General features: G+C 68.9%; 11 protein-coding genes. 6 read left to right on the plus strand and 5 right to left on the minus strand.

Features of this window, described 5'->3' with window-relative positions; genetic code table 11:
- Positions 1-1,722, minus strand: a complete 1,722-nt coding sequence (locus KEG38_RS01785; RefSeq protein ID WP_272417207.1) for a rhomboid family intramembrane serine protease — start codon at positions 1,720-1,722, stop codon at positions 1-3.
- Between the two features lie 118 nt (positions 1,723-1,840).
- Between KEG38_RS01785 and KEG38_RS01790 the strand changes: the two genes are divergently transcribed.
- From KEG38_RS01790 to KEG38_RS01805, 4 genes are all read left to right on the plus strand, one after another.
- Entirely contained in the window at positions 1,841-3,286 is a 1,446-nt protein-coding gene (locus KEG38_RS01790) for an MFS transporter (protein WP_272417208.1), read from the plus strand.
- 144 nt (positions 3,287-3,430) lie between these two features.
- A complete protein-coding gene (locus tag KEG38_RS01795; RefSeq protein WP_272417209.1) occupies positions 3,431-4,531 on the plus strand; it encodes a hypothetical protein in 1,101 nt (366 codons plus the stop codon).
- Between the two features lie 300 nt (positions 4,532-4,831).
- Entirely contained in the window at positions 4,832-6,265 is a 1,434-nt protein-coding gene (locus KEG38_RS01800; protein ID WP_272417210.1) for a hypothetical protein, read from the plus strand.
- Between the two features lie 51 nt (positions 6,266-6,316).
- Positions 6,317-7,732 carry a serine/threonine-protein kinase gene (locus KEG38_RS01805; RefSeq protein ID WP_272417211.1) on the plus strand — a complete coding sequence of 472 codons (1,416 nt, stop codon included), beginning with the start codon at positions 6,317-6,319 and terminating at the stop codon, positions 7,730-7,732.
- Between the two features lie 6 nt (positions 7,733-7,738).
- Here the strand turns inward: KEG38_RS01805 and KEG38_RS01810 are convergent, their stop codons facing one another.
- Positions 7,739-8,281 carry a hypothetical protein gene (locus tag KEG38_RS01810; protein ID WP_272417212.1) on the minus strand — a complete coding sequence of 181 codons (543 nt, stop codon included), beginning with the start codon at positions 8,279-8,281 and terminating at the stop codon, positions 7,739-7,741.
- A gap of 90 nt (positions 8,282-8,371) precedes the next feature.
- Here KEG38_RS01810 and priA point away from each other — a divergent pair, with 90 nt between their 5' ends.
- Positions 8,372-10,651 carry a replication restart helicase PriA gene (gene priA, locus KEG38_RS01815; RefSeq protein WP_272417213.1) on the plus strand — a complete coding sequence of 760 codons (2,280 nt, stop codon included), beginning with the start codon at positions 8,372-8,374 and terminating at the stop codon, positions 10,649-10,651.
- 1 nt (position 10,652) lies between these two features.
- Here priA and KEG38_RS01820 read toward each other — a convergent pair whose 3' ends face one another.
- Positions 10,653-12,869 (minus strand): OmpA family protein, encoded by a 2,217-nt coding sequence (locus KEG38_RS01820; RefSeq protein WP_272417214.1) that lies wholly within the window; start codon positions 12,867-12,869, stop codon positions 10,653-10,655.
- 84 nt (positions 12,870-12,953) lie between these two features.
- Between KEG38_RS01820 and KEG38_RS01825 the strand changes: the two genes are divergently transcribed.
- Positions 12,954-14,150 (plus strand): PAS domain S-box protein, encoded by a 1,197-nt coding sequence (locus KEG38_RS01825; protein ID WP_272417215.1) that lies wholly within the window; start codon positions 12,954-12,956, stop codon positions 14,148-14,150.
- Positions 14,151-14,159: 9 nt separating this feature from the next.
- On the opposite strand, the gene KEG38_RS01830 is transcribed toward KEG38_RS01825, so the two are convergent.
- Entirely contained in the window at positions 14,160-14,810 is a 651-nt protein-coding gene (locus tag KEG38_RS01830) for a LolA family protein (RefSeq protein ID WP_272417216.1), read from the minus strand.
- A complete protein-coding gene (locus KEG38_RS01835) occupies positions 14,810-16,276 on the minus strand; it encodes a C45 family autoproteolytic acyltransferase/hydrolase (RefSeq protein ID WP_272417217.1) in 1,467 nt (488 codons plus the stop codon). The genes KEG38_RS01830 and KEG38_RS01835 overlap by 1 nt, the downstream gene beginning before the upstream one ends.
- Between the last annotated feature and the right edge of the window lies 1 nt (position 16,277).

The following is a 16,277-nucleotide window of genomic DNA, read 5'->3' on the forward strand; positions in this document are numbered from 1 at the left end:
TCAGCGCTCCTCGATCGACGCCACGACCTTCTCCTCGATCCCCTTCCACCCCTCGGGCCGCCCGCCCTTGCGCGCATACCCGCGCACGATGAGCTCGCGCGAGCCGACGATCACGAAGTACGTGCGCAGCGAGAACGACTCGCCGCCGATCGACAGCTCGTGCTCGACGTGCACCACCTTCCGCGTGCCCACGGTCTCGATCCGCGCCTTGTCGAGCCGCGTCGCCTTCGCCGGCGCCGCCTCGTCCGCCGCGGCGCGCATCTCCTCGACGAACGCGTCGAGCTCCTCGGCGGGCGGCGCCTGCTCCAGATCCACCACGAGGATCTCGACGAACACGGGCGACGCGTCGATGTCCCCGAACGTGAGCACCGGCATGCCTTCGCGCACCTCCTTCGCGGGCTTCTTCGCGAGCGGCGCGGGCATCTCCACGGACAAACCCAGGTCCGGCAGCGTCGTCCGCGTCATCGCGGGCGGCTTCTTCATCGTCCACGGTCCGCCGAGCGCCACGCCCGCGCCGATCGAGACGAGCATCACCGCGCCCACGAGCGTCGCGGCGAGCGAGAGCAAGGGGCGCGGGCCGGGCTCGACGTCGCCTTCGTCGATGCGCTCCTCGACGGGCTTGAGCCCGCGACCGAGGAAGAGCGCCGTGACCACGAAGCCCAGGATCCCGCCGCCGAAATGCGCGAGGTAGTCGACGCCCGGGAAGAAGCTGATGAGCACGTTCGGGACGAGCGGACGCCACGCGCCTTGCTTGAGCCGCGTGATGAAGAGCGGAGGCAAGATGCCGCGCGGGAAGAGGACGATCGCGAGCACCGCGGTCATGAGCCCCCAGATCGCGCCCGACGCGCCGACGCTCCACTGCCCGCTGCCGAGCAGCGTCGTCGCGAGCGCGCCGCCGAGGCCGGAGAGGCCGTAGAGCACGAGGAAGCGCCGCGATCCGAGGATCGGCTCGAGCATCAGCCCGAGGCTCCAGAGCGCGACCATGTTCATCACGAAATGCATCACGCTCGCGTGCAGGAACGCCGAGGCGAAGATGCGCCACACCTCGCCGCTCTTCACCGCGGGCCCGCTCGTCGCGCCGAGCGAGACGAGCGCCTGCGTGGTCCCCATGCTCTGCTTCCAGATCAACGTGAGCACGCCGAGCACCGCGCAGATCGCGATGATCCCGATCGTCACGGGCGTCCCACCGCGCAGCCGCGAGACCGCGCGTCGATCGCGCTGCGCGAGGTTTCTCCCCTTCACGAGCGCCTCCTCGATCCGCTCGGGCGAAGGTGGCTCGGTCGTGCGGATCCGCTCGGCCGCGCGTTCGAGCAGCGCGAGCTTGGGCCCGTTCACGTGCGCGAAGCGGCTCGCGTCGTCGACGTGGTGAAAGCCTATCTTCGTCGCCGCCGCGTCGCTCGATGACGCGCGACGCAGCGCGTTCACGATTTCGGGACCGCCGCCGACCGCGACCACGTGCATCGGCACGGGCGCTTGTTGCGTGGAGGCCACGATCTGCGCGAGCAGCTTCGGCAGCTTGTCCAGCGCGTCGCGATCACGCGTGGGCAGGAGGAGGATCTGCGGCGGCGCGCTCGTCGTCACCACGTGGGACGCGACGACCCCGTGCTGGACGAGGCAGCTCTCCGGATCTTCCGCGAAGATCGCGCCGAGGAGCCTGTCCCTTCGCACGACGTTCGGGTCCGTCGCGAGCTCCACCTCCTCGATCCTCTCTTCGGGCATCATGCGCCGTTCTTCGCTCCGTGGTGTCGGGGACGGCGCAGCGTTGCAGGCGTTTCGCGGAGCTGCAACGTGGCTTTACGCGTGCGAACGGAGGGAAGGCTCGGGTAGGATGGGGTCCGTCATGCCCGACTGGCTCAAGAACCTCCTGCCGATCGTGCTCCTGCTCGCGGCGATCGCCGTGGTCACAAGCCGCCTGCCGAAGATCGACCTCGGTCACTCGGAAGCCTTCAAGCGTCGGCGTTTCTTGAACTGGTTCCCCCTCGGGCTCACGTACGCGCTGCTCTATTTCGGCCGCTACAACCTCTCGGCGAACGCGTCGCTGATGGAGAAGATCGGTCTGCTCACGAAGCAGGAGTACGGCGACATCGACGGCGTGGGTTCCATCTTGTACGGCGTGGCCTTCCTCCTGAACGGCCCGCTCACGGATCGATGGGGCGGCCGCGCGACGATCCTCATCGCGGCCGGCGGCTCGGCGCTCATGAACGCGCTGCTCGGCGTGGTCACGATGCGCGCGCAGGCCGGCCAGATGGATCACGGCTCCGTCGTCACCGCGATGACCGTGCTTTTCGCGGGGAACATGTATTTCCAGAGCTTCGGCGCCGTCTCGATCGTCAAGGTCAATGCGCCCTGGTTCCACATCCGCGAGCGTGGCGTGCTCGGCGGCGTCTTCGGCATCCTGATCTCGCTCGGCCTCTACTTCGCCTACGACTGGAGCCGCTTCATCGCGAAAGCGATGGGCATGACCGCAGCCTTCATGGTCCCGGCGGCCTTGCTCGTCGGCTTCTTCGTCATCGACGCGTTCATCATCCGCGATACGCCCGGACAAGCGGGTTTTGCTGATTTCGACACGGCCGACGCGTCGAGCGGCGACACGGGCGAGCCGGTCGGGCTCGCCGAGGTCGCGCGGAGGATGTTCTCCCAGAAGGTCATCTGGATCATCATCGCAATCGAGTTCTGCAGCGGCTTCCTCCGGAACGCCGTCATGAAATGGTACCTCGTCTTCGCCGACAAGACGGGGGTCACGAAGGAGTTCGTCTCGGCGAACTGGGGCGTCTTGCTCTGCGTGGCGGGTATCCTCGGCGGCATCTTCGCGGGGCTCATCTCCGACCACGTCTTCGAATCGCGTCGCGGCCCGGTCGCGTCGGTCCTTTATGCGGGCCTACTCCTGGGCGCTGTGGTCACGCTCGCCGTGCTCGGCAGCACCATCACGGGCTGGGCCGTCGTCTTCATGTCGCTTTGCGTGATCGGCGTGCACGGCATGCTCTCCGGCACCGCGAGCATGGACTTCGGCGGCAAGAAGAATGCGGGCGTGGCCACGGGCATCATCGACGGATTCGTGTACCTCGGCACGGGCTTCCAGTCGCTCCTGTATGCCCGCATCCTGCCCTCCGGCGAGGCCGCGAAGGATCCGGCGAACTGGAAGCAATGGCCGCTCGCCATGCTCCCGGTCGCCACCGTGGGCCTGCTCTTCGCCACGCGCGTGTGGAACGCCAAGCCCAAGGCCGCCGCAGCGTCTGCGGACGCTGCAAAAAAAGCGGAGTCCAAGCCGGAAGCCGCGGCGGCTTGACGGGATAGAGCGGCGTGGGGCCGGCGCTACGGCCGGTGGACCGAGAGACACGGCTCTTCGCGGCGAGATCCCGCGCGCGCCGCGTCTTGCCCGAAAACGAGGCCCGGCACGGATCGTGATGGTACCGTGCCCGGAGGCTTCGTCATGCGTCTCGGTTCTGCTCTCGCTGCTCTTCTGCTCGTCGTATCCGCCGCCGGTTGCTCGAAGCGCGAGGCCGCCGTCAAAATCCCCAGCGTCGAGCCCTCCGTCGTCATCGCGCCGGCCCCCGCGCCCGTGGCGCCTTTGCCCGAAAAAGCCCCGGTCATGCCGGGCGACATCGATCCCAGCCTTTTTGCGCACGTCCTCGTCGAGAATGGGAAGACGTACGTCGTCCTCGATACCAATCCGGACGTCGATCGCTGGGCCCAGGGCGCGCCGACCCTCGTCTCCGACGAATCCCCCGTCGTCGCGCGCCGCGAAATCGTGCCGAACGCGCTTCCGGCCTCGCTCGTCCGCCGCAGCGGCACGCCCGTCCGCCTGTATGGCCCCGAGGGCGCCGTGTGCGAGGGCAGGCTCGGCCCGATCAGCCTGATCAGCCGCGTCGAGCCGGAGTACAACGTTCGCCAGCAATGGAAGGGCGAAGATTACGACGGGACGCCGATCCCGCCCGCAAAGCCCGAGCAGATCGCCGAGGAGGCGTGGGACATGGCCGAGGGCGGCCGTTCGCTCGTCGCGGAGCTCGGCGACGTGCAGGGCGATTGCAAGGACGCGATGTTCGCGCGTGACCGCGACCTCCCCCAGGCGCGCCCGCTCACGGTCAAGGACGCGTCCGCCGCGCTCGCGACGCGCGCCGCCGCCGAGATGCGAAACCTCGCGGGGTACACGGAGATCGACGAGACCTACCAGAACTCGGGCATCCAGACGCCCGACGTCGCCTGGGAGCATCTCAATGGCGCGACCCCGACCGTAAAAGTGTTTTCGGGCGAGGGCGCGACGTACGTGTGGCTCGACGCCGACGCGGGCGAGGTTTGCAGCGCGTTCCGGGGGAAACTCACGGCGCTCTGGAAGCTCGAAGGCGGCTCCGGCAAGGACGCCCGTTTCGTGAAGCTCTACGAGGGCGCGGACGACTTCCTCCCGAGCACCCTGGTCCACCTCGATCGAGACGGGTCGCCCTCCTTGCTCGGCTACCAGTCGGTCCTCCGCAAGGGACCGACCGGCTTCGCGGTCCGCAGCGTCTCCGTCCCCTACTTCCTCTGCCCCTGCTGACGTTCGGCGAGCCTGCCCACGCCGCGCCCCCGCCCGCCGTTCTCGACTCGTCAGCATCGCGACGGCTCCCCTCGTCAAGACCGTAACGATCCCCCGCCTCGGCCCCTGACCCCTGCGCCGTTTCCTCGAAAAAACACGTGGATCGCGGCTGCTTCGGGTGCGGTACGGTTCCTGCCTTGGATCGCTGCGCCCTCCTCCCCCTGTCATTGACGCCGGGGGCCAGGTGTGAGACGCAACCGAGTCCCTCGGGGCGTCGGCACCGGCGGCGAGGGCGCTCGGTCGATCGTGGAGAAGCACGGCATGAAGCATCGTCTCGGGATCGTCTTTGCCCTCGGCGTGGGGCTCTTTGGGCAGGCCTCGGCGCTGGCGCAGCCGGCGCCGGCCGCGGCAGCGGATCAGGCCGATCCGGCTGCGCCGCCGCCCCCGCCTCCCTCCCCGAACCCAGACGCGCCGCCGCCGCCGCCTCCGCCGGGGGGTCCGGCCGGGACGCCCGAGGCTCCGCCGCCCGTCGCGCTTCCGCCTTATCTCACCGGCAACACCACGACGCCGCTCAATCCGCCGCCGCCGCCGCCTCCGCCCGGAGGCAACAGCGGGACGCTCGCGCCGCCGGGGCCGGGCGCGGATGCGGGCGTCACGCCGAAGACGGCGCCGGCGCGCGTTCGGTGGCGCGGCACGAACCTCAACTGGGGTACGAACGCGACGACGACGGCGCTCGGGATCGGCCGCGATAACATCGGCAGCGAGGGCGAGCAGGTCTCGATGGGCTTCGGCCTCGTGCTGAACTACTTCATCCTCGAGCCGAAGCGCGCCGACGGCACGCCGCGCGGGTATTCGTTCCGCGTGCAGACGGCGCCCGGCTTCGACGTCGAGCTGACGAACAGCGATTTCACCACGACGAAGCGCGAGCCGCTCTTCCGCGACCTGCCCATTCAGGGCATTTTCTCCAAGCCGCTGTGGAGGAGCGCGAACGAGGAATGGGGGCTCAGCATGGCGGTGAACGGCACCGTGCTTTTGCCGACCTCGAAGCTCTCGCACGATCGCGGGATCTACGTGACGACGTCGCCGCGCGTGTCGCTCTTCGCGCAGGTGCCGATGCGGGGCAAGGACGCGGATTTCTTGAAGAATGTGCTCCTCGGCGTGAGCGCGCGCTGGGATCACCAGTTCACGCGGGCGACGGTCCCGACGAACCCGGACATCCAGCGGCCGCGGCAGACGCTCCAGGGGACCGTGTCGATGTCGGACCAGCTCACGGGCGGCTCGATCGACACGAACAGCTTGCGCACCGGCGCGTTCCTCTTCTTCGACGAGAAGCTCTTCGGCCACACGCTCTGGGTCTTCCTGAGCGGCGGCCTCCAGTATTCGTTCCTCAATCAGCCCCAGGTGAGCGACTGCGTGCAAATCACCACGGGGTGCGCCGATCCGGGCCGCGTCACGAGCCCGACGACGACGCGGTACACGACGAGCTTCGGCGTTGGCGTGAGCTACTTCCCCGCTTCGGAGTGGGGTTTTTCGATCGATTACGGCAACGCCAACACGCAGATTGGCCTCGACGGCAAGCGGCGCAATCCGTTCTATAGCCCCGATGCCACGCTCAGCGCGAGCCTCATCCTCTCGATCGACGCCATCTACGAGCGCTTGACCGGTCCGTCGCGTGACGATCCGTTCATCGTCTTCGGCAGCAACAAGAAGACCCGCGGCGTGCCGCAGTCCGCTCAGCGCGAAGTCCTGTTCTAGCCGCGCGGTTTCTTGGCCCGTCCCCCGGCCCTCTGGCATGGGGGACGAGTCGTGACCGCCGCGCTCGCCGTCCAACCGACCCCCACGCCCCCGCCCTCCGCCGTTCCGTCCTCGCGCCGGAAACCGCGCGCGAGCCGGCGATTGCCTTGCAAGCTCGGCCCGTACACGCTCTTCGAGCGGATCGGCTACGGCGGCATGGCGAACGTGTATCTCGCCCGCCGGAAGACCGAGCTCGGCGGGCATCACCTCTGCGTCATCAAGGAGGTGTTGCCGGAGCTCGCGCACGATGCGCGCATGGCGGAGATGCTCGCCGAAGAGGCCCGCATCACGAGCCTGCTCCGCCACGAGAACGTCGTCGAGGTGCACGACCTCGGCCGCGACGGCGAGAGCCTCTACCTCGCGATGGAGTACGTCGAGGGATTCGATCTGCGCGAGCTCTTGCGCCGCGCGGCCGCGGCGAAGGTGCCCTTTCCGGTCGCGTATTCGCTCAGGATCGTGGGCGACGTGCTCCGCGGGCTCGATTACGCGCATCGATGGAAGGACGAGAGCGGCGCGCCGCTCGGGATCGTGCATCGCGACGTTTCGCCGGCGAACGTACTCGTGAGCTTCGAAGGGGGAGTCAAGCTCTGCGATTTCGGGATTGCGCGGGCGGGCGCGGTGAGCGGCGTGGATACGGCGTTCCAGGGCAAAGCCGGGTACATGAGCCCGGAGCAGGCGCGGGGCGACGCGCTCACAGGGGCCTCGGACGTCTTTGCGGTCGGAATCATCCTGTGGGAGCTGCTCGCGGGCAGGCGTCTTTACAAGGCGGAGCCCGGGGAGTCGCTGCGGGAGGCCTCGCGCAGGGCGGAGATCCCGGCGCTCCCGAGCCGGGGTTTGCCCGAGGAGGAGGAGCTTTTTGGCATCGTGCGGCGCGCGCTCGCCCGGGACACGGAGGAGCGATATCCCACGGCCGCGGCGATGCGAGAGGACCTCGAAGCGTACGCGACGAAGACGCGCATGCTGGCGAGCCCGACCCAGTTCGGCGCGTGGCTCACGCACCATTTCGGCAAGGCAGTGATCTCCGAGCGGCGGGCGCGGCAGCGCGCGATCGAGGCGATCGAGCGTGGTCCGGTCGCGGTGATCACGCCGATCGGGAAACGCGCGCGGCCGGCGAACGGGAATGCGGCCGAGAAAAACCCGAACCACACGGAGGCGCCGCCCACGCAGCGCGTGGTGCCGCGGAAGGAAGCGGTCGCCGAGGCGCCCGAGAGCGGCGTGCGGCAGACGAAATCGCTCGATCCGGCGGAGCGGGAGAAGCGGCTCGCGAAGAAGCGGCGCAAGGCGCTGAAAGCGCAGGGAAAAAGCGTCGCCGCGATGAAGGTCGCGCCACGCGAGGCGTCGGAGGGCGGGTATGCGGGCGCGATTCTGCTGCTCGCGGCGGCGATGGTGGCGGGGCTCGTGATGCTCCAGCTCACCGCGGGCGGCTGAAAAGAATCAGTCGTCGCCGGGGAAAATGGCGTTGGCCAAGTCGCCGTTCGGATCGGGCCTCCCCAGGACCAGCGATCGCTCCCGGGGTACCGCGATGCAATGCCCCGCCTGGGCATGTGCCGTCGCGTCTCTTCCACGACTGCAGAGATAGACGCGCTCCTGGCAGCGGCCGCAGAAGCGCACGGATGCCTCCTCGGTCGGCGCGAGTGTCTCCCAGCGCTCGGGGCATTCGAACGTGAACCGGACGTACTGCTTCTCTTGCTTGGCGCTGCCGCAATTCAGGATCTCGTTGCGGCCGAGGAGATCCGTCCAATCGCGGGAGACGAGGCCCGAGAGCTCGGTGAATCGCGCCCGGGTCGTCGGATCCTCGGCAGCGTTCTCATGCAGCGCGACCTCGAGCCGCAGCCACTCGGCGCGCTGGGGATCGGTCGCTTCGAGCCGTGCTGCATAGGCGAGCCGCATCCGGCTCGTGAGCGTGCCGTTCATCGCGAACTCGAGCAAGGGCCGCTCCGCCGGATCTGCGAGGTAATCGAGGAGGCCACGCGTCATGCCCCGAGGTTATCACGATCCGCACATGGTCGCGCTTGCTCGTCCTCCTGGATGCACGACCCTCGAAAACCTGATACCTCTCCGGCAGTCATGCCCCTCCTCTGCGAGGTCGCCGTCCCCGTCCCGCTCGCTCGGGCCTTTTCCTACGAGGTCCCGCCCGCGCTCGCCGCCTCGGTTCGTCCGGGCGCGCGCGTGCTCGTCGAGTTCGGCCGAAAGAAGGTCCTCGGCGTGGTCCTCGCGACGTCCGAGGGCGCGGCGCCCGAGGGCGTGCGGCTCAAGCCCATCGCGGCGGTCGTTGATCCCGAGCCGGTCCTGCCGCCGGAGCTGCTCTCGTTTTTACGCGAGCTCTCGTCGTATTATTTCGCGCCGATCGGCGAGGTCCTACGGCTCGCGCTCCCGGCCGTCGAGCGCGAGGACGTGCGCGCGCTCGAAGCGCAGGGGGAGCTTCCGGGCACGCTCTCGCGCGTGAAGCAGGTGGGCGGGCGCAAGATTGCGTATGCGCGGCCGACGGACGCCGTGGAGGAGCCGGGGGTTTTGCGCGGGCAAGCCGCGTCGGTGCTCGCGCTTCTCCGGTCGAACGGGGAAATGCCCATCGCGCGGCTCGAAGAAAAATTCGGCAATGCGCGGGCCGCGGTGAAGAAGCTCGCCTCGCTCGGGCTCGTGGTGACGGAGGAGCGGGAGCCGCCGCGGGACGCGTTTTTCGCAAGGCCCGAGCCGCGCGACGAGCCGCCGGTGTTGAACGAAGCGCAAAGCGCGGCCGAGGCGCGGATCGAGGAGGCGCTGCAGGGGATTGGGGCGCAGAAATCGGCGGCATTTCTGCTTTTCGGCGTGACGGGATCCGGAAAAACCGAGGTGTACCTGCGGGCCATTGCGGGCTGCCTCGCGCGGGGGCGGGGCGCGATCGTGATGGTGCCCGAAATCGCGCTCACGCCGCAGCTCGTGGCGCGGTTCCGAGCGCGGTTCGGCGACGATCTCGCGGTCTTGCACAGCGGTTTGTCGGAGGCGGATCGGCACGCGATGTGGAAACGCGTGCGGACCGGGGCCGTGCGCGTGGCGATCGGGGCGCGCTCGGCGATCTTCGCGCCCGTCGCGAACCTCGGGCTCATCCTCGTGGACGAGGAGCACGACGGCTCGTTCAAGCAGGAGGAGGGCGTGCGGTACCACGCCCGCGACATGGCCCTGCTGCGCGCGCACCGCGCTTCCGCCGTGGCGGTGCTCGGCTCGGCGACGCCCTCGCTCGAGTCGGTGCACCTCGTGCGTCAGGGCAAACTCGTCGAATTGCGCCTGCCCGACCGCGCGCACCGGGAGGCGACGTTGCCCGAGGTGACGACGGTCGATCTACGTCGCATCGGGGCGGGGCCGACGGGGAACAAGCTCATCTCGCTCCCTTTGCATCGCGCGCTCGAAAAGACGCTCGCGGCGGGGGAGCAGGCGATCCTGTTCCTCAATCGACGCGGCTTTGCGCCGAGCGTCGTGTGCGAGTCGTGCGGGCACGTGGCCACGTGCCTCGCTTGCTCGGTGGCGCTCACGTTTCACCGGGCGCGGGGCGGACGCATGCGGTGCCATTATTGCGATTGGGAAGGGCCGATGCCCGCGGCGTGCTCGGAATGCAGGGCGCCCGCGCTCGCGCTGGAAGGGCTCGGGACCGAGCGGCTCGAAGAGACGATCGCCGAGGCGTTTCCCACGGCGCGCGTGGCGCGGCTCGATCGGGACGTGGCCGACGGCGCGAAGGCGGAGGCCATTCTCGCGAAGATGCGGGCGGGCGAGATCGACGTGCTCGTGGGCACACAAATGGTCACGAAGGGGCACGACCTCGGCAACGTGACGCTCGTCGGCGTGCTCAATGCGGACGCGGCGCTCTCCTTGCCGGATTTTCGCGCGTCGGAGCGAGGTTTTCAGCTGCTCGTGCAGGTCGCGGGGCGCGCCGGGCGGCGGGATCGACCGGGCCGGGTGCTCATCCAGACGCGCAATCCCGAGCAACCTGCAGTGCAATTCGCGAAGCGGCACGACGTGAGCGCGTTTCTGGAGCACGAGCTCGCCGATCGGGCGGAGGTTGGGTATCCGCCCTTCTCGCGTTTGGCGCTCTTCCGGGTCGACGCGCTCGACGAGGAGGTGGCGCGGCGCGCGGCGGGCGTGATTGCGGCGCACGCGAAGACCTCGCCCGAGGGGCAATCGCGCGTGGTCGAGGTCCTCGGCCCCGCGGCGGCGCCGCTCGCGCGCCTGCGAGGTCGGTATCGATTCCGGGTTCTTTTGCGCGCCAAGGATCGCCGCGCGCTCCGGGCCGCGACCGCGGCGGCGGCGGCGGCGATTCCCGAGATCGATCGGCGCGTGCGGGTCGTGGTGGACGTCGACCCCGTGGCGATGCTCTGAGCTAGGGTTTTTCCCGGTCCGCCTTCGCGTCCTCCTCGATGACGAGGTCGCGCACGGCATCGTCGAGCTCGGCGCGGGCGATGGCCGCGTCGTCGCTGCGCTGGGTGATCTTCACGGCGAGCTCGTCGCCGGTCTTCGTCACGCTTTCGAGCCGCTCGAGCAGCATCTTGCGGAGCTTTTCGGCCTGGGGCGTCTTCTCGATGGCCTTCACGTTTTCCCTGAGCTCCACGGCGCGCTCCACGGCCTCCTGCCGTTTTTCGCGCAATCGATTGAGCTCGTCGTTCGCGGCGCCGAGCGTGCGGCGGAGCTCGACGATGCGAGCCATTCGTTTTTGCGTGTCCTCGGGCAGCGCCGAGCCCTTCAGGTACAGCGCGAGCCGTTCGCCGTCGGCCGTGAGCACGAACCATTGCCGCTCGACGGGGCGCGCCTCCTCGATGACGATCTTCAGGGGCTTCTGGGGTGTGAGCGCGACGCGGATGAAATAGGCATCGGGGTTCTTTTCGGTGCCCTCGGGTAACGCGAGCGGCTCGTAGCCGGGCGTTCGCGGATGCCGCAGGACGAGCGTATTCGGCACGTTGTGGCCGGGCTCGACCTCGTACGTGGTGACGAGCCGCTGCCGGTCCGTGACGCGCAGGACCCCGCGCGCGAGGGCCACGATGCGCAGGGGTTCGTCGAGGGACATCCGGCCCTGCGAAACGCGGGTCGAATTGTCGACGGCGTACGGAATGGTCGATCGTTCGCCCGGAAGGAGGCGCATGATCACGCCCTCGCCGACGAACGTGCCGCCCGAGAAGATCGAGACCGAGCCGGGTTGCAGGCCGATGTCGCTCTTGTTCTCGATCTCGGCCGCGCGGAACGGGTGCGTCGCGCTTTGCGGCGCCGCGGGGTCGGGACGATAAAGAAGAACGTCGTCGCCGTTCATCGGGCGATTGATGAGCGTGATCAGCGCCGACGATTTTTTCGCGAGCGTGACGGGGTTCGCGATCTGGTACCGATAACTGCCGCTCGAAGCGTCGATGCGGCCTGCACCCTCGGGCATCCGCGCGAGCGCCTCCGTCGTGATCGGCGAGGTCGTCCCCGTCGTGGTGTTCGTGGCCTCCCGCTTCACCTGATCGGCGACGTTGAATGCGACGCGCCGGTTTTTCGCGCGCCCCTGCTCCGTCGCATTGCTGTCCAAGGGCCGATCCGTGCCATACGAGCGAATCGAGAGCCGCATGCCTGGGACACCCCGCTTGACCAGCGCGGCTCGCACGGCCGAGGCGCGGCGCGTCGCGAGATCGGGCGGGCTCGTCTCGTCGGTCGAGGTGTGTCCCTCGATTTCGACGAGCGTGATCCACGGGTTCTCCAGGAGCACCTTCGCGACCTCGTCGAGGAGCGGATGACTCACGGGCTTCACGATATCGGAGCCCTTGTCGAAGAGGACCTGCGGGAGGATTTTGAGCTCGCTCGAGACCAGGCGCACGTGCGAGGGGCAGCCGGCGAGCTTGGGATCGGTATGCACGGTGCCGCGGTCGTTGGGACAAGCGTCCTCGCGATCGGGGACGCCGTCCGCGTCCGTGTCGCGGCCCGCGACGTTCTCGGCGAGGACGGGGCCGACGGCGCCGCCCTGCGGGCCGTAAATGCCCTTGAGCTCGGGCCTTTCGATCATCGTGGGCGAGCGAAGATCGGAGCTGTACGAAAGCGGCGCGCCCGTGGCGAGCGTGACGCGCACGTCGTTCCAGTCCTCGTCGCCGATGTTGTCGATGAGCGCCCACGCTTGCAGGAGCGCACGGCGCTCCTTTTGCTCCTTCGTCGGGAGGATGATGCGATACGTGGCTTTCCAGGCGGCGGTGGGGACGGCATACGCAATGGAGACGGGGCGCGACGGGCGCGGGGAGAAGACGAGCTCGAGCTCGGTCGGCTCCTCGGGCGAGTCGCCGCGGCCCGAGCGCGGCAAACGGGCGCTGACGGTCGAGGGCGTCTCGTTCGGGCCGAGCCCCTCCTCGACGACGACGACGCTCTTCAAAACATCGTCGACCTCCCGCTCGCGGAACCGGAGCGCGAGTTTGTCCGAGGACATCTCGCCGGTGCGCTCGAAGTAGCCGAGGCCATTCTGGTAGAGGACGACGTGTCGTAGGCGCAGGCCCTTCGAGGGGCCGTGGGCGAGCGGAGCGGCGCAGGCCGTGAGGAAGATCGGGGCGAGGAGGAGCGCCCGGAGCGAGAGCGAGAGAGCGCGCATGTGCGAAGCCTACTACGGTTTTACAGTCTTTCGTGGTCAAAATGCCGTTTTCAAACGCCGCGGCGCGTCCTATATCGGCCGCTCATGTCGTCCTCGCACGCTGCCGCCCTTGGATCGCTGCTCCCCCGGCGTGAAGCCATCCTGGAAGAGGCCCGCCGGGACCTCGACGATCGCGCCTCGCGCGGAGGGACGAATGCGCCCGCCGCGATCGTCGACCCGCTCGTGGACGGGTTTTTTCGCGCGGCCGACGCCGGGGATGCGGAGGCCGCGGCGGCGACATTGAGCGAAATGCTGGAAACGACGGGGATTCCGCTCGATGGTGAGATCCTCGCGCTCGAAGTCGTGCGTCGCGCCCTCGTTCGTCACGTGCTCGCGTCGGGCGAGCCGGAGGTCGGCGGCGCGGCGGCGTCCTTCGTGGAGGACGTGGTGGAGCGCGTCTCGACGTCGCTCGCGAGGCAATCCGTGGCGGCCCTCGGGAAGACGCGCCACGCGCTCGAACACCATGATTGGATGTTCCAGAACCTGCCGACGATCATGCATTCGATCGACGCACAAGGGCGGATCAGCGCGGTGAACGATCGCTGGATCGAGACCCTGGGATACACGCGGGACGAGGCGCTCGGGCGGCGCTCGACGGAGTTCTTGACGCCGGAATCGGCTCGGTATGCGCGCGAGATCGTCCTGCCCGCGTTTTTCAAGACAGGCCGATGCGACAACGTGCTCTATCAGTTCGTCCGCAAGGACGGCTCGCTCCTCGATGTCATGCTCTCGGCGATCGCCGACCGGGACGAGGCAGGCAATGTGATCCGGTCGCAAGCGGTGCTGACGGACGTGACCGAGCAGCTCGCGGCGGAGCGGGCAGCGCAGGCGGCGGCCGCGCAGGAGGAGACGATTCGCGCGCAAAGGGACATGCTCCGGGCGATTTCCACGCCGCTCGTGCCGCTCGGCGACGGCGTTCTTTTGATGCCGCTCGTGGGGACGATGGATTCCGCGCGGGCCGAACAAATGATGGCGGCGCTGCTCGACGGCGTGGTGACGCACGCAGCCGAGGTCGCTATTCTCGACGTGACCGGCGTGCCGTCGGTGGACGCCTCCGTGGCGGAGGCGCTCGTGCGCGCGACGAAAGCGGTGGGGCTGCTCGGCGCGCGCGTCGTGCTCACGGGCCTCGGGCCGTCCGCGGCCCACACGCTGGTGGAGCTCGACATGGAGCTCGGCGGCATGACGACGAAAGCGACGTTGCGGGATGGACTCGCCGCGGCGCGGAAGCGCGCGCGGCATTGAGAGGATGCGTCAGCTCTTCGGCGGCGTCATCTTCGCCGGGTCGACCGGGACGTCGCGCTTCTGCTTGCCGAATCGAATGACGCTCTGGTCGCCGCCCTGCTCCTCGATCGTGACCTCGCTGATCGTCCAGAGCTCCTGGCCGAGGCGCATTTCGAGGCGCTTGACGTGTTTTTTCACGTCCTCGGCCCGGGGAAGGGCGCGGAGCGTGATGCCGTCTTTCTTGCTGGGAATGCTGATGTCGTAGCGGGCGCGGAGTTTTTCGAGGTCGCCGCCCATCAGAATCATGAGATCCCCGAGCACCGCGCCGAACCGGCCCGCCGCGGCCTTGCCGACGCTCGCCGCGCCACGCGGGGTCGCAAAGGAAAAACCCTCGGGGCCGACCCAGTACGTGACCGCGTCCGGGGGCAAGAGCTCCCAGCGCAATCGATCGGGGCGCACCAGGGTCATCTCGCCGGCGCTCTTCACGGCCGTCGCGAGCAGGCCAATCGTGCGCTCCTGCTCGAACGGACCGACGAGCGTCTTGAGATCCGCGCGCGCCTTCGTGATCCGGACGAGGACCTCGGAGACCTCGTCGGCATGGGCCTCGCCGCAAAACGTCGCGGGGACGAGGAGCGCGCCCGAGGCGGCGAGGGCATTTCGAATGAAATCACGTCGATCCATCACAGCTCTCCATGATGCGGCTTGCCCGCCTTTTCCCACGCCTCGTAGGCCGGAGACCGATAGAGCGGATCCTCGGGGGTGGTGACGAGCGGCTCGTCGTCCTTCGGTTCGTAGCCCGATTCGAGGAGCCGGGCGATGTCGAACCGCACGAAACGTCCGAGCAGGTGCGGGCCTTCGCTGACCCAGAGGACACGCGCCGTCGTGTCCATGACGACGGCGTGCGTGGCGATGAGGGCGTCGAGCGCGCGGCGATGGCCGATCGGGAGGTCCGCCCCGCCGAGGCCCTTTTTGTCGCGCAGAACGCCCATCACGCGTTCGACGGACGCGGCCGGCGGGAGATTCGAGAGGAGCTCGTCGAGGCGCTCGCGGCGCGGGTGCGTGGAGGTCGTGCTCTCGACGCGCTTGTTCGCAGGATCGCCGGCGAGCGGGCCTTCGAGGTGGTTCGTGAGCGGGACTTTTCCGCGTCCACGACGGACGTGGATCGGCTCGCCCGGGGCGCGTTCGACGATCGCGACGTCGCCTTTCGCGTCGGTGAGCATGATCATGTGCGAGACCATGGGCGACCGGTCGCGGAGGAGGTCGATGGCCTCGGCGGTGGTGCGGGCGCGGCCGAGGAGGTCGCGGGTCGTGTGGACGACGGGCTCGCCGACGTTGCGAGGTTCGCTGGCGCGGGCGCCGTGGACGACGAGCGCGAGGCCCTCGGCGTTCATGCCGCTGACGGCGCCGACGAGGCCGGGCCAGGCGACGGAAGCATATGGAATGCGGCCTTCTTCGCGGACGAGGAAGACGGCCTTGCCCGTGTCGAAGATGCTGCCGGCCTCGAAATCGAAATTGCGGGCGAGGACGGTGTGGCCGTCCTCGAAGGCGCCGTCGCCGAGGGCGAAGCTCGTGCAGCCGATGAGCGGGGAATGCTCGAAGGAGAGGGCGATGTCGTAGAGGGAATGCAGAAAAACGAAGCGATGGTAGGTCGAGAGGAAGCCGTCGTAAGGGTCGGGCGAGAAGCCGCGGGCCTGGGCGGCGATTTCGCGGCGGCGTTCGTCCTGCATGCCCTGGTCGACGTGGCGGAATTCGAGGCGGCTAAGGTCGACGAGGAGCCAGCGGAGGGGCGGGACGGGGACGTAATGGCTGAACTGGTCGTACAGCGTGCCCTCGTTTTCGACCATTTCGCGATAGAGGAGGCGCGCGTGCTGGTGGCCGATCTCCTCGGGGGTGCCGGCGAGGCGGACTTCGAGGATCGCGCCGCGCTTTCGGGCATACGCAGGGCCGAGGACACGCAGGCCGGGGCGCGTTTCGACGGCGTCGCCAGTCGTGGCGGCAATGGTCGGGGGCTCGATGCGCGTGCCGGCGAGGATTCCGACGTGGGCGAGAGACGGGACGACGACGAGGAGGACAAACGCCACGAGAAGGCGCCGTTTCCAGCGTGCGCGGGGCCTCTGGGCGGGCTTCTTCGGGTCTTCTTCGGTCACG

It is taken from the genome of Polyangium jinanense, from assembly GCF_028435265.1.
In the GTDB taxonomy this organism is placed as follows: Bacteria; Myxococcota_A; Polyangia; order Polyangiales; family Polyangiaceae; genus Polyangium; species Polyangium jinanense.